The 12,826-nt window shown below is 63.7% G+C and carries 15 protein-coding genes and 1 tRNA gene; 15 read left to right on the forward strand and 1 reads right to left on the reverse strand.

Going from position 1 to position 12,826, the window contains the following annotated elements; genetic code table 11:
* Positions 1-33 precede the first annotated feature (33 nt).
* The 3 genes from JNE37_RS10385 to JNE37_RS10395 are packed head-to-tail and all read left to right on the forward strand — an operon-like array spanning position 34 to position 3,521.
* Complete coding sequence (locus JNE37_RS10385) at positions 34-987, forward strand: ABC transporter permease (protein WP_203066186.1); 954 nt, start codon at positions 34-36, stop codon at positions 985-987.
* Positions 980-1,861, forward strand: coding sequence for an ABC transporter permease (locus JNE37_RS10390; protein ID WP_182399186.1), 882 nt, complete (start codon positions 980-982; stop codon positions 1,859-1,861). The genes JNE37_RS10385 and JNE37_RS10390 overlap by 8 nt, the downstream gene beginning before the upstream one ends.
* 4 nt (positions 1,862-1,865) lie before the next feature.
* Positions 1,866-3,521, forward strand: coding sequence for a gamma-glutamyltransferase (locus JNE37_RS10395; RefSeq protein ID WP_203066187.1), 1,656 nt, complete (start codon positions 1,866-1,868; stop codon positions 3,519-3,521).
* Positions 3,522-3,726: 205 nt separating this feature from the next.
* Here the strand turns inward: JNE37_RS10395 and JNE37_RS10400 are convergent.
* A tRNA-Ser gene (locus tag JNE37_RS10400) sits at positions 3,727-3,816 on the reverse strand.
* A gap of 103 nt (positions 3,817-3,919) precedes the next feature.
* Here JNE37_RS10400 and JNE37_RS10405 point away from each other — a divergent pair.
* The 12 genes from JNE37_RS10405 to JNE37_RS10460 all read left to right on the forward strand — a co-directional run bounded on the left by JNE37_RS10405 (position 3,920) and on the right by JNE37_RS10460 (position 12,764).
* Positions 3,920-4,330, forward strand: a complete 411-nt coding sequence (locus tag JNE37_RS10405) for a gamma-glutamylcyclotransferase family protein (protein ID WP_203066188.1) — start codon at positions 3,920-3,922, stop codon at positions 4,328-4,330.
* Positions 4,331-4,412: 82 nt separating this feature from the next.
* The gene (locus tag JNE37_RS10410) at positions 4,413-5,177 is read left to right on the forward strand and encodes an MBL fold metallo-hydrolase (protein ID WP_203066189.1); all 765 of its coding nucleotides are present in this window, start codon (positions 4,413-4,415) and stop codon (positions 5,175-5,177) included.
* A gap of 3 nt (positions 5,178-5,180) precedes the next feature.
* Positions 5,181-5,867 (forward strand): MBL fold metallo-hydrolase, encoded by a 687-nt coding sequence (locus tag JNE37_RS10415; RefSeq protein WP_203066190.1) that lies wholly within the window; start codon positions 5,181-5,183, stop codon positions 5,865-5,867.
* Between the two features lie 239 nt (positions 5,868-6,106).
* Positions 6,107-6,643, forward strand: coding sequence for a 50S ribosomal protein L21 (rplU, locus tag JNE37_RS10420; protein WP_035038183.1), 537 nt, complete (start codon positions 6,107-6,109; stop codon positions 6,641-6,643).
* Between the two features lie 12 nt (positions 6,644-6,655).
* Entirely contained in the window at positions 6,656-6,922 is a 267-nt protein-coding gene (gene rpmA / locus JNE37_RS10425; RefSeq protein ID WP_035038179.1) for a 50S ribosomal protein L27, read from the forward strand.
* A 127-nt stretch (positions 6,923-7,049) separates the two neighbouring features.
* Positions 7,050-7,598, forward strand: a complete 549-nt coding sequence (locus tag JNE37_RS10430; RefSeq protein WP_182399191.1) for a GNAT family N-acetyltransferase — start codon at positions 7,050-7,052, stop codon at positions 7,596-7,598.
* Entirely contained in the window at positions 7,595-8,119 is a 525-nt protein-coding gene (locus JNE37_RS10435; protein WP_203066191.1) for a GNAT family N-acetyltransferase, read from the forward strand. Before JNE37_RS10430 ends, JNE37_RS10435 begins: the two co-directional genes overlap by 4 nt.
* On the forward strand, positions 8,116-8,655 hold the full coding sequence (locus JNE37_RS10440; RefSeq protein ID WP_203066192.1) for a GNAT family N-acetyltransferase: 540 nt from the start codon (positions 8,116-8,118) through the stop codon (positions 8,653-8,655). Before JNE37_RS10435 ends, JNE37_RS10440 begins: the two co-directional genes overlap by 4 nt.
* A complete protein-coding gene (gene obgE / locus JNE37_RS10445) occupies positions 8,652-9,695 on the forward strand; it encodes a GTPase ObgE (RefSeq protein WP_203066193.1) in 1,044 nt (347 codons plus the stop codon). Before JNE37_RS10440 ends, obgE begins: the two co-directional genes overlap by 4 nt.
* 5 nt (positions 9,696-9,700) lie before the next feature.
* A complete protein-coding gene (proB, locus tag JNE37_RS10450) occupies positions 9,701-10,852 on the forward strand; it encodes a glutamate 5-kinase (protein ID WP_203066194.1) in 1,152 nt (383 codons plus the stop codon).
* Positions 10,849-12,126 (forward strand): glutamate-5-semialdehyde dehydrogenase, encoded by a 1,278-nt coding sequence (locus JNE37_RS10455; RefSeq protein ID WP_203066195.1) that lies wholly within the window; start codon positions 10,849-10,851, stop codon positions 12,124-12,126. Before proB ends, JNE37_RS10455 begins: the two co-directional genes overlap by 4 nt.
* Positions 12,123-12,764 (forward strand): nicotinate-nucleotide adenylyltransferase, encoded by a 642-nt coding sequence (locus tag JNE37_RS10460; protein ID WP_035038167.1) that lies wholly within the window; start codon positions 12,123-12,125, stop codon positions 12,762-12,764. The genes JNE37_RS10455 and JNE37_RS10460 overlap by 4 nt, the downstream gene beginning before the upstream one ends.
* Positions 12,765-12,826 lie beyond the last annotated feature (62 nt).

Genomic DNA, 12,826 nt, shown 5'->3' on the forward strand with positions numbered 1-12,826 from the left:
GGAAGCAGTATCGGTACTGGATCGGGAGGTATCATGAGCTTCGGTTTTATCCTTCGGCGGCTCGGGGGAGCGATACCGCTGCTCCTGGGTATCTCCCTGATCCTTTTCACCATCATCCACCTTGCCCCGGGTGGGCCTCTGGATATGTATACGGACAATCCGGCCGTCAGCCAGGAAGCGCTCGATCAGATCGCCCGGGCGTACGGCCTCGACCAACCCGTTCCTGTGCAATACTTCCTGTGGCTCAAGGCCATGGTCGTCGGTGATTGGGGCTATTCGATTCGCACCGGCCGGCCGGTTCTGACCGAGATAGCGCTGCGACTTGGCCCGACCCTGCAACTCGGTGGCCTCGCGTTGCTGGTCTCCCTCTGTGTCGCAATTCCGCTTGGTGTCCTGAGCGCTTCGCGCCGGGGCTCGGCGCTCGACAACGGCCTCACGCTGGCCTCGTTCACGGGCATATCGGTGCCAGTCTTCTGGTTGGCGCTGCTGCTCCAACTGCTGTTCTCGGTGCAACTGGGATGGCTGCCTTCGGCGGGCTACCAGTCGATCGGAGACGGCTCCTTCCTCGACAGGCTTTCGCACATCGTGATGCCCGCCGCCGTGCTCTCGCTAGCGACTATCGCCTCGTGGAGCCGCTTCATCCGATCCGGCATGGTTGATGTCCTCAACCAGGACTATGTTCGCACGGCCTATGCCAAGGGGAGGGGGGAGCCCGGCGTGCTGCTTTTCCATGCTCTGCGCAATGCCATGATCCCTGCCGTGACTGTCATTGCCGTCGATTTCGGCACAGTTATTTCTGGCGCTGTCATCACCGAAACCGTCTTTGCCTGGCCGGGTATCGGTCGCCTCTTTATGGAGAGCATGGACGGACGCGACTACCCCATGCTGATGGGGCTCATGATGATGGGTTCGGTCGGCATCATCCTCGCCAACATTGTAGCCGACCTCGCTTACGCGGCGTTGGACCCGCGGATCCGCTATGGCTGACCTTTCCCTGTCCCCCGCAACTGTCGTTCCTCCCCAAAGCTATGGCCGCCGTGCCTTACGGCGTTTTCTCAAGCATAAGGCCGCCGTTGCCGGGCTCCTGTTCCTCTTGGTCATGGGCCTGATCGTGTTGATCGGTCCCATCGTGTCGCCCTATGCTTTTGATGCGCAGGATTTCATGCTCATCGGTTCGCCCGGGCCGATATCGTCTGCACACTGGCTTGGAACCGACGAGTTGGGACGCGATGCGCTCACTCGCCTGATCCACGGCGGGCGGATCTCTCTCGCGGTGGGCCTCGCCGGAGCCATCGTTTCGACCGTCGTCGGCACACTGGTTGGAGCCATGGCGGGCTTCTACCGTGGGTGGACCGACACCATCCTGATGCGCTTTACCGACGTGATCCTCTGCATCCCCACCTTGCCGCTGGTATTGCTGCTATCGGGCCTCTTCCGGCCGAGCCCGCCATTGCTGGTTGCTATCGTCGGCATCCTCATCTGGATGGGGACGGCGCGGCTGGTCCGCTCGCAGTTCCTCGCCTTGCGCGAGCGCGAATTCGTCGAGGCGGCCCGGGCACTGGGAGCAGGGGGCGCGCGTCTTATGTTCCGCCACATCCTGCCCAACGCCATCGGTCCGATAACCGTGGCCGCGACCCTCGCCGTGGGCAGCGCCATCATGCTGGAATCGGCGCTTTCCTTCCTCGGCTTCGGCATCCAGCCGCCTGTGCCGACCTGGGGTAATCTCCTCAACAGCGCCAGTTCGTGGCTGTCCGTCGCCCCTTGGCTCGCCATTCCTCCCGGGCTCTGCATCCTTTTCACTGTCCTCTCCGTGAACTTCCTCGGGGATGGACTACGCGACGCGCTCGAGCCGAAGGAATAGGGCGGTGGAGGGCCTTTCGCGTTACATCGTCGATCAGGGCCCCAAACCGGTCGCGCGCGGCAAGGCCGTGGCAAGCACAGGCAATCCGATCGTGACCGAGACGGTCACGCGTGTGCTCGCGGATGGCGGCAATGCCGCGGATGCGGCGATCGCGGGTGCCCTGGTGCAGGCGGCGGTCGAACCGCATCTGACCAGCCATGCCGGCATGGTCTCCTGTCTCTATTGGGATGCCAATACCGGCAAGGCTTATCAGCTCAATGCCCTCGGCACGCTACCGCCCGATCTATCGCCGTTCCGCCCGATCAATGGCGTGGGCGGATGGGCCCGAGAAGGCGCTCCCGGTCCGCAGGCGGCGATACCGGGCTTCATGCCCGGGCTCGGCGCGCTCCACGCGCGCTTCGGCAGCAAGTCGTGGGCAGAGCTTTGCGCGCCCGCGGTGGAGTGGGCCGACAAGGGCCATCCCGTTTCTTCATTCGAGTATGGCGTCAACGTTTTCGCGGCGCCCTTCGTCAGCTACTTCGAATCCGGCCGCGAAGTCTTCATGCCTAGCGGCTTCCTGACCCCGGTCGGTAAGGTCGTTCGTAACCCGAAGCTGGCAAGGACACTCCAGCGATTGGCGGACGAGGGGCCCGGCTATTTCACCACCGGCGGTTGGGCGCACGCATTCGTTGCGGCGGGCAATTCACTTGGATGGCCTATTCGTCCGGATCACCTCACCGCCAATCCCCCGCGCTGGCAAGAGCCCCTGCGCTTCAGCTATCGCGACCACGAGATTCTTGCGCTCTCTCCGCCCGAACGGCAGGGCGCCTATTGCGCTCTCGTTCTGGGCGTGATGCAGGCACTCGGGGTGGCGGAAATGGAGCCGTTCGGGGCGGACCACATCTATTCGATGACACACGCCCTGAGGCTGGGTGATCAGGCCGCCGGATTCCTCCACGATCCGAAGTTCTTCGGTGAGGCGGCCGATGTGATGATGGATCCAGACTATCACCGGTCGCTGGCCCGGCTGATTGCCGCGGGACGACCGCGGGTCGATCTCACCGAACACGTGCGGCTGACGCGTGGTGCCTCGGCTTTCGCGGCGACGGGCTGGAACAGTGCGCGCAGCAAGTCGCCCGTCGGCTCCTGCGAAATCTCGATCGTCGACGCGCAGGGCAATTGGGTTCAGATGATGAACACGATTCAGTCTGGCGGCATACCCGGCATAGCGGTGGACGGAGTCTTCATGATGGGCTCGCACGAGCAGACGTCCATGAGTGCCCACTTTGCGAACTGGAGAGTGCCCGGCGCCCGGATGCGCAACATCCTGGGCAATACGCTAGTGCTAAAGGGCGGCACGCCATGGCTGAGCCTAGGAACCCCCGGCAACGTCTATGCGACCGTCGCTCAGATGCTTCTCAACATTCTCGAATTCGGCATGTCGCCGGACAGGGCCTCCGACGCCCCCCGCATGCTGCCGCTGGAAGACGACTACACGTTGGCGATCGAGAGCCGGCTGACGCCCAAAACGATCCTTGATCTTACCAAGCTCGGCCTAACACTGGCGCCGATGCCTGGATGGGATTGGAATCAGGGGTCGTTTCAGATGTGTTGGCGTGAAGGCGACAGCTTGGCGGCAAGCGCCGACTATCGCCGTACCGGCGTGGCCGCGGCGATTTAGCGCCACCTGACGGCTAGTGAAGAAGGTGTTGATGTTTCTGGCCTTTGCCGAAAGGAATAGCCCACCCGGCAACGTTCTGCTTTCCGGCATCCGAAACAGTGGAAATGACATCAGCGGTCGAAGTGTAAGGAGCAGCCCTGCATCGCAGGGATAGAGCGCCGTTTTCTGATTCGCACGCTGCTCCAGCAATCAATGTCTTATGAAGTGGCGGAGAGAGAGGGATTCGAACCCCCGATAGAGTTGCCCCTATGCCGCATTTCGAGTGCGGTGCATTCAACCACTCTGCCATCTCTCCGCAGAGACGCTTGTTCCCGCGCTGGCAGCACGGGTGGTCGACGGATCGGGCTTATGGCATAGCGGAGGCCCGGCTGCAACACCCAATCCGATGCAAAATGGTTATGCCTCCACAACTCCCGCTTTTCGTCTATGGCACGCTGAGGGATGGCGATATTCGCGCGCTGGTGATCGGGCGTGAGCCGGCGCTCACGGTGGCGCGTGCGCCGGGTTTGGTGGTGGTTGGTTTTCCGGGGAAAAGCTATCCGGCGCTGGTGTCCGATGCGGCGGGCGCGGCCGAAGGGTTGCTGCTGACCGATCTCGTGGCCGGGGAGTGGGCGGCGCTCGATGCCTATGAGGGCGCGGACTATGAGCGGCGCATCATCATGGTCGACGTGGATGGGGTGATGGGCGAGGCGGTGGTCTATTGGCCGCTCGTTGCCGTTCGGGCCGGTTCGGCGTTGTGGTCCCTCGATCGATGGCAGCGGAACCACAAGGCGGCGTTTCTCATTGAGGAGGCGAGGGGACGTCCGTGAAATCACAAGCGCTTGCAGTTGCTTGATCGGCCGTCATCGACCGGGCAAGGTCCGGGCGTCCACTAAAAGGGAGATACCGACCATGACTGCGCGCAGAGACGTCGTTGCCGGTTTGGCGACGCTGCCCTTACTCAGCCTGCTGCCATTTGGGCTTGCCCGGGCTCAGGACAGCAAGCCGCTCGAGGGCGATGCGATTGCTTCCTCGGCTGGGGATATCATCATCCATCCCGTCAACCATGCCAGCCTCCTGCTCGCCTGGGGCGACCAGGTGGTCTATGTCGATCCGGTAGGTGGCGCGGCGCGCTATGAAGGGCTGCCCAAGCCGACGGCGATCCTCATTACACATGCGCATGGCGACCATTTCGACCCGCCGACGCTGACGGCGATTGCCGGGAGCGTGCCTATACTGACGACTGCGCAAGTGCTCGAGCGGTTGCCCGATGCGCTCAAAGCTAATGCGAAGGCAGCGGCCAATGGTGAGACGGTGGATTTTGCGGGCGTCAAGGTCGACGTCGTGGCGGCCTACAACACCACCGAGGCGCGGCTGCAATATCACCCGAAGGGCGTGGGCAACGGCTATGTCCTCAATATTGGGGACAAGCGCATCTATGTGGCGGGCGATACGGAGGATATTCCAGAAATGCGTGCGCTCACGGCGATCGATGTCGCATTCCTGCCGATGAACCTGCCCTATACGATGGACATCCAGCAGGCGGCGGATGCGATCAAGGCGTTCAAGCCGGCAATCGTCTATCCCTATCACTACCAGGGCTCCAAGGTCGAAGACCTGCCCGGGCTGGTGGGCGATGCCGCCGAAGTTCGTCTACGCAACTGGTATCAGGAGTAAGCAATGCCCCAGGCCGATGTCTTCGAGTCCGCGGCGGGCGAGATCAAGGTCACGCCCGTCAACCATGCCAGCCTGGTGCTGGGGTTCGGCGATCTCACCGTCTATCTCGATCCGGTGGGTAGTCCCGACCGTTACAAGGACCTGCCGCGGCCGGACCTGATCCTGCTCACCCATGAGCATGGCGACCATTTCAACCCGGATACGCTGGCGGCCCTGCTGATGCCGCAGACGCGCATCATCGGTTCGCGCGTGGTGATCGAAAAGCTTGAGGGCGCACAGGCCGAGCAGGCGGAAATTCTCGCTCGCGGCGAGACGGTCGATTTCCGCGGAATCGAGATCACGGCGATCCCGGCCGAGAACATTTCGCCGGAAAGGCTCAAGTACCACCCGCCGGGCGTGGGCAACGGTTATGTGCTGCGGTTCGGGGGTAAGGGCGTTTATGTGTCGGGTGACACCGAAGATACGGCGGAGATGCGCGCGCTCGAGGATATCGACATCGCGTTCCTGCCGATGAACCAGCCCTATACCATGACCGGGCAGCAGGCGGCCGATGCGGCGCGCGCGTTCCGGCCCAAAGTGGTCTACCCCTTCCACTATCTGGGCGGCGCCGAGAACGAGGTCTTTGCCACCGAACTCGCAGGCGAGCCGGGTATCGAGGTGCGAATGCGCGACTGGTATGCGGAGGGATGAGCCGGACGGGGCTCGGCTTGGCAGACAAGGCTTGACTCACGGGGCTTTTGCCCTGATAAGCCCATTCCGATTGCGTGCGGGGAGACCTGCGCGCTTTTTGAACTTGAAACCGCTGCTTGAGGCCGCCGGCCGGGCGTAAGCCTGGCGAAACAGCCGAAGTCCGCAGGAAGGCGAAAAGCCTGCGGCGCCGCAAAGCGCGCAAATGGGACCGAGACCCTAGAGGCTTCGGCATGTGACGAATGACTTTCGCAGTCATCAAAACTGGCGGCAAGCAGTACAAGGTTGCCGCAAACGACGTTCTCAAGATCGAAAAGCTCGATGCCGAGCCGGGCACGATCGTGACTTTCGATCAGGTTCTCATGGTTGGCGAGACGGTCGGTACTCCGGTCGTTGAAGGCGCGCTCGTCGCTGCCGAGCTGGTCGAGACCCGCAAGTCGAAGACCGTTATCGTCTTCAAGAAGAACCGTCGCCACAACTATCGCCGTCGCAACGGCCACCGTCAGCTGCTCTCGACCGTGCGGATCACCGAGATCCTCACCGGCGGCGCCAAGCCGACGATCGCTGCCAAGCCGGCCAAGGCCGCTGCCGCGACCGACAGCGTGAGCGAAGCCAAGCCGGCCAAGAAGGCCGCCGCCAAGGCTGAAGCTCCGGCTGCCGAGGCCAAGGCTCCGGCCAAGAAGGCTGCGCCCAAGAAGGCTGCTGCCGAGACTGAAACCGAGGCCCCTGCCAAGAAGGCTCCGGCCAAGAAGGCCGCTCCGAAGGCCGACAAGGAATAAGGACGAACTAAGATGGCACATAAGAAAGCAGGCGGTTCATCCCGCAACGGTCGCGATACCGCTGGTCGCCGTCTCGGCGTCAAGAAGTTCGGTGGTGAAGCTGTCATCGCCGGCAACATCCTGGTCCGCCAGCGCGGCACCAAATGGCATCCGGGCACCGGCGTGGGCCTGGGCAAGGATCACACGATCTATGCCCTGGTTGACGGCACCGTCACCTTCCGCACCCGCGCCAATTCGAAAGTCTTCGTGTCGGTTCAACCGGCAGAAGCTGCTGAATAACCCGGTGAGGACGCTGCGTACCCTGCCGGAGATCGATCCCCGGCAAGGCGCGCACTAGGCAAAGCGCCAGACAAATCCGAAAGGGGAATCGGTCTTCCGGTTCCCCTTTTGCTTTTGGATGGTTGAAATGAGTGGGATCGACCTCAAGAATGCGTTGCCGTCTCGGCTCGAGACCGAACGGCTGACTCTCAGACCCCCGATGCGGGGCGACGCCCTGGCGCTGGTCGAGCAGGCCAACAATTACAAGGTGGCGCGCATGCTCAAGCGCATGCCCCACCCCTATGGCCGGGCCGACGCCATCGGCTTCATCGAGGTCGTGGCGCAGCGCGAGAGCGAGCGGGCCTATATCGTGTGCAGCAAGCGCGGCACGCTGGTCGGGGTGGCGAGCTTCATGTTCGCCGACGGCTATCCGCCCGAGATCGGTTATTGGTTCGGCGAGAGTTTCTGGGGGCGCGGCTATGCCAGCGAAGTTGTCGCGGCCATGCTCGTCGCCGCCCGCGCCACCGGACATTTTCCGGTGATCTGCGCCCAGGTGTTGGCGCATAATTACGCTTCGGCGCGCGTCCTCGAAAAGGCGGGCTTCGGGCGCACCCATACATCGGTCGACGCCGTGGGGAACAACCGCGGCAAGTCGGTCATTCACTTCCGGCTGGAGACGGCCGAGGAGGCGGCATGAGCCTAGTATTGGAAACCGAGCGCCTGCGGCTGCGCCTGCCGGAAGCGGGCGATGCGGCGGCCATCGCGGCGGCCCTCGATAATTTCAACGTGACGCGCTGGCTGGCCATCGTGCCGCACCCCTATGGCATGGCCGATGCCGAGCAATGGCTGGGCGGCCTGCCTGAGCAGCCCGAACTGGGGCGCGCGCCCTTCGCGATCGACCTGCCCGGAAGCGGATTGATCGGCGTCGTCAGCCTCACGCCCTATCTCGGCTATTGGCTGGCCGAGCCCTATTGGGGCCGTGGCTATATGAGCGAGGCCACTGCGGCGCTGCTGGCCTGGCACTATGGTCAGGACAGTGCCGAGGACGTGGTGACCTCCAGTACGCGCGACGACAATCACGGTTCGCGCAACGTGCTGCGCAAGCTGGGTTTCGTCGAAACGGGGCTTGAGGAGCGCACGCATCCCCTGCGCGGCCACGTTTACGCCGCGGTTACACACGAGTTGACGCGAAAAGCCTTCGAGGAGAGGGGGCGATGAGTCTGGCTCTCAACACGGACCGTCTCATCCTGCGTCTGCCGCGTATGGAGGATGCCGAGCGCATCGCCTTCCACCTCAACAATTTCGGGGTGGCGGGCAATCTGGCGCGGGTGCCCTATCCCTATTTCATGGCCGATGCCAAGGCCTGGCTGCGCACGCGGCATGCCGACCTGCCGCCGCAGGAAACCAATTTCACCATCGAGGTGCCGGGCGAAGGCGTGGCGGGCTCGATCGGCTTCCATATGGGGTCGGCGGGCGAGCCGGTGATCGGCTATTGGCTGGGCCAGCCCTTCTGGGGGCGCGGCTACATGACCGAGGCGGCGCGGGCCGCGCTCGACTGGTATTTCGACGTTACCGCCGAGGACCGGGTCCTCTCGGGCGTCTTCGATTTCAACACGGCGTCCCTGAACGTCCAGACCAAGCTCGGATTTACCGAGATCGGCCGTTCCACCATGCATTGCCTTGCGCGCAACGCCGAGGTGCGCCATATCGACACCGAACTCACGCGCGAAGCGTGGATTGGACAGAAAAGATGAAATTTCTCGACCAGGCCAAAGTCTACATTCGCTCCGGCGACGGCGGTGGCGGCTCCGTATCGTTCCTGCGCGAAAAATTCGTCGAGTTCGGCGGGCCGAATGGCGGCAATGGCGGGCGCGGGGGCGACGTGGTCGCCGAATGCGTCGATGGCCTCAATACGCTTATCGATTACCGCTACCAGCAGCATTTCCGCGCCAGCACGGGCACGCATGGCATGGGCAAGAACCGCACCGGGGCCAATGGCGCCGACGTGGTGCTGCGCGTGCCTGTGGGCACCCAGATCTTCGAGGAAGACCGCGAGACGCTCATTGCCGACCTAACCGAAGTCGGCCAGCGCGTGGTGCTGCTTTCGGGTGGCAATGGCGGCTTTGGCAATGCCCATTTCAAGACGTCGTCCAACCAGGCACCGCGTCACGCCAATCCGGGCCAGCCGGGTATCGAAAAGGCCATCTGGCTGCGCCTCAAGCTCATTGCCGATGCTGGCCTCGTCGGCCAGCCCAATGCCGGCAAGTCGACCTTTCTGGCCGCCGTCTCCGCGGCAAAGCCCAAGATCGCCGATTACCCCTTCACGACGCTTCATCCCAATCTGGGCGTGGTCAAAATCGGGGAGCGCGATTTCGTTCTGGCCGATATTCCCGGCCTCATCGAGGGCGCCCATGAAGGCATCGGCATCGGCGACCGGTTCCTCGGCCATATCGAGCGCTGCAACGTGCTGATCCATCTGATCGATGGCACGCAGGAAGACATCAAGGGCGCCTACAAGGCCATCCGCAACGAGCTCTTCCTCTATGACGAGCTGCTGGCCGAAAAGCCCGAGCTGGTCGTGCTCAACAAGATCGACGCCTTGCCCGAGGACGAGGTCAAGGAAAAGCTCAAGACCTTGAAGCGCATCTCCAAGGCCCCTGTCTTCGGCGTGTCCGCCGCGACCCATCAGGGGCTCGACGCGGTGCTCTACGCCATCATAGACGTGATCGACCGCAACAAGGCCGAACGCGAGGAAGAGGCGCGAAGGGCCATACAACCGAACTGGGCGCCGTAAAGCAGATGAGTGGGGGGACTTCAAATGCTTTGGCGCCTTTCCGGCGCCTGACGGTCAAGATCGGCTCGGCGCTGCTTGTGGACGGCAAGACCGGCAAGCTGCGCACGCAATGGCTGCGGGCGCTGGCCGCCGATATCGCCGCGCTCAAGGGCGAGGGCCGGGACGTGGTCATCGTCTCTTCCGGCGCCATTGCGCTGGGGCGGCGGCTCCTCAAGCTCGACGCGGTTTCGCTCCTGCTCGAAGAAAGCCAGGCGGCCGCCTCGGCCGGGCAGATCGCGCTCAGCCAGGCCTGGGCCGAGACCCTGGGCGAGCATGGGATCGTGACGGGGCAGATCCTCATTACGCCCAACATCACCGAAGAGCGGCGCTATTACCTCAATGCCCGCACCACGATCGAAACGCTGGTTTCGCTCGGAGCGGTGCCGATCATCAACGAGAACGACAGCGTGGCGACGGCGGAAATCCGCTATGGCGACAATGATCGCCTCTCGGCGCGCGTGGCCACGATGATCGAGGCCGATTGTCTGGTGCTGCTCTCGGATATCGACGGGCTCTATACGGCCCCGCCGAGCAAGGACCCCTCGGCGATCCATCTTTCGGAGGTGTCGGCCATTACGCCGAGCATCGAAGCCATGGCGGGCGGGGCGGCATCGCACCTCTCGCGCGGCGGCATGACCACCAAGATCGAAGCCGGCAAGATCGCGACGCAGGCCGGCACGGCGATGATCATCGCCAAGGGCACCGAGGAGCATCCGCTCAAGGCGTTGACCGAAGGCGGCAAGCATACGCTCTTCCATCCGGTGCAGTCCCGTGCCCAGGCGCGCAAACGCTGGATCATGGGGACGCTCGAAGTCGCCGGCGCGCTCCATGTCGATGCCGGCGCCGTGCGGGCGCTGCAGACGGGCAAGAGCCTGCTGCCGATCGGGGTGACGAAGGTCAAGGGCGAGTTCCTGCGCGGAGATGCCGTGTCGATCCTCGATCCCGAGGGCCGGGAAGTGGCGCGCGGTCTGGTCGGGCTCGACAGCGAGGAAGCCAATCTCGTCAAGGGCAAGAAGAGCCAGTCGGTGATCGAGCTTCTGGGCCTGGGCCATCGCGCCGAGTTGGTGCATCGCGATAATATGGTATTGCTCTCCGCAGCGGAGGCGGCAGCACGATGACCGTTCACGAGAAAGAAGACGTCGCGGCCCTGATGGCCGATATGGGTGTACGCGCCCGCAAGGCCGCGGCCGTGCTCGCCACAGCCAGCGCCGAGCGCAAATACGCAGCCCTTGTCGGCGCGGCGCAGGCGCTCAATTCGCATCGCGCCGAAATCCTCGCCGAGAACCAGCGCGACATGCAGGCCGGCCTCGAGCGTGGGATGACCAAGGCCTTTCTCGATCGCCTGCTGCTGACCGATGCGCGTATCGACGGCATCATCGACGGCCTGCGCACCATTGCCGAACTGCCCGATCCGGTGGGCACCGTCATCGCCGAATGGGATCGCCCCAACGGCCTTCACATCCAGCGCGTGCGCACGCCGCTGGGCGTCATCGGCGTCATCTTCGAAAGCCGCCCCAACGTGACGGCGGATGCCGGCGCGCTGACGCTCAAGTCGGGCAATGCCGTGATCCTGCGCGGCGGCTCGGATTCGGTGCATTCGGCGCGGGTCATCCATGCCTGCCTCGTCGAGGGGCTGGTTTCGGCCGGGCTACCGGCAGACGCCATCCAGTATGTGCCGACCACCAATCGCGATGCCGTGGGCGAAATGCTCAAGGGGCTCAACGGCAATATCGACGTCATCGTGCCGCGTGGCGGCAAGACGCTGGTGGCGCGGGTGCAGGACGAGGCGCGGGTGCCGGTCTTCGCGCATCTCGAGGGCCTGGTGCATACCTTCATCGACAAGTCGGCCGGCCTCGACATGGCGGTCGATGTCGTGGTCAACGCCAAGATGCGCCGGACTGGCATTTGCGGGGCCACCGAGACGCTGCTGGTCCACAAGGACGTGGTCGACACGCATTTGCAGCCCGTCATAGCGGCGCTGATCGCCAAGGGCTGCGAGATCCGTGGCGATGAAACGGTCATGCGCCTCGTTCCCTCCGCCATCGCTGCGACCGAGCAGGATTGGCGCACCGAATACGAGGACGCGATCATTTCGGTGAAGGTGGTCGAGAGCGTCGATGCGGCCATCGCGCATATCAACGCCTATTCGTCCCACCACACCGAGGCCATCCTCAGCGAGGACCCGGTCTCGGTCGAGAAGTTCTTCAACACCATCGACAGCGCCATTCTCATCCACAATGCTTCCACGCAATTCGCCGATGGCGGCGAGTTCGGGTTCGGCGGGGAGATCGGCATCGCCACGGGCAAGATGCACGCGCGCGGGCCTGTGGGCGTCGAGCAGTTGACGAGCTTCAAATATCTGGTGCAAGGCACGGGGCAAACCCGTCCTTGAGGTTCCCGGTCCAGAAAATTCCCGGCATCACCGAGCTGCCCCACTCGGCGCGCGGCATGCGCATTGGCCTCTTCGGCGGCAGCTTCAACCCGATCCACGAGGGGCATCGGCTGGTGGCCGAGCAATGCCTGCAGCGGCTCGACCTCGATGCCGTATGGTTCCTGGTCTCGCCGGGCAACCCTCTCAAGAATCATGATGAACTGGCGCCCCTCAAGGACCGGGTCGAGGACGCGCGCAGAAAGCTTACCCATCCACGCATCCGTGTGACCGGCTTCGAGGCGGCGCATGGCTTCCGCTATACCTATGACACGCTCAAGTTCCTGACGACGACGTTGCCGGACCGGCATTTCGTCTGGATCATGGGGGCGGACAACATGGTGAGTTTCCATCGTTGGGATCGCTGGCGGGAGATCGCCAACATGCTGCCCATCGCCGTCTATGTGCGCCCCGGTTCATCGCGCAGGGCGCCCGTGTCGCGGGCGGCGGCGACCTTTGCCCGCTACCGGCTCGATGAGAGCGATGCGCCGCTTCTTGCCACGCGCCAGCCGCCGGCCTGGGTCTATCTTCACGGCATCATGTCGGGGCTTTCCTCGTCCGTCATCCGCGCGCAACGCAAGGAGAGCATTCTTGCCAAATAAAGGCGCGACCCTTGCAGATGCGAAAGGCAGAGCGCATATTGTCAAAGTGACTGCACGTCACT

The sequence above is a fragment of the Paradevosia shaoguanensis genome (assembly GCF_016801025.1).
In the GTDB taxonomy this organism is placed as follows: Bacteria; Pseudomonadota; Alphaproteobacteria; order Rhizobiales; family Devosiaceae; genus Paradevosia; species Paradevosia shaoguanensis.

Excerpts from the sequence above, each read along its gene's own strand:
- proB (WP_203066194.1), top strand. The coding sequence starts at position 9,701 with ATGAGTGGGGGGACTTCAAATGCTTTGGCGCCTTTCCGGCGCCTGACG.
- JNE37_RS10390 (WP_182399186.1), top strand. The coding sequence starts at position 980 with ATGGCTGACCTTTCCCTGTCCCCCGCAACTGTCGTTCCTCCCCAAAGC.
- JNE37_RS10435 (WP_203066191.1), top strand. The coding sequence starts at position 7,595 with ATGAGCCTAGTATTGGAAACCGAGCGCCTGCGGCTGCGCCTGCCGGAA.
- JNE37_RS10410 (WP_203066189.1), top strand. The coding sequence starts at position 4,413 with ATGACTGCGCGCAGAGACGTCGTTGCCGGTTTGGCGACGCTGCCCTTA.
- JNE37_RS10385 (WP_203066186.1), top strand. The coding sequence starts at position 34 with ATGAGCTTCGGTTTTATCCTTCGGCGGCTCGGGGGAGCGATACCGCTG.
- rplU (WP_035038183.1), top strand. The coding sequence starts at position 6,107 with ATGACTTTCGCAGTCATCAAAACTGGCGGCAAGCAGTACAAGGTTGCC.
- JNE37_RS10405 (WP_203066188.1), top strand. The coding sequence starts at position 3,920 with ATGCCTCCACAACTCCCGCTTTTCGTCTATGGCACGCTGAGGGATGGC.
- JNE37_RS10455 (WP_203066195.1), top strand. The coding sequence starts at position 10,849 with ATGACCGTTCACGAGAAAGAAGACGTCGCGGCCCTGATGGCCGATATG.
- rpmA (WP_035038179.1), top strand. The coding sequence starts at position 6,656 with ATGGCACATAAGAAAGCAGGCGGTTCATCCCGCAACGGTCGCGATACC.
- JNE37_RS10440 (WP_203066192.1), top strand. The coding sequence starts at position 8,116 with ATGAGTCTGGCTCTCAACACGGACCGTCTCATCCTGCGTCTGCCGCGT.
- obgE (WP_203066193.1), top strand. The coding sequence starts at position 8,652 with ATGAAATTTCTCGACCAGGCCAAAGTCTACATTCGCTCCGGCGACGGC.
- JNE37_RS10430 (WP_182399191.1), top strand. The coding sequence starts at position 7,050 with ATGAGTGGGATCGACCTCAAGAATGCGTTGCCGTCTCGGCTCGAGACC.
- JNE37_RS10415 (WP_203066190.1), top strand. The coding sequence starts at position 5,181 with ATGCCCCAGGCCGATGTCTTCGAGTCCGCGGCGGGCGAGATCAAGGTC.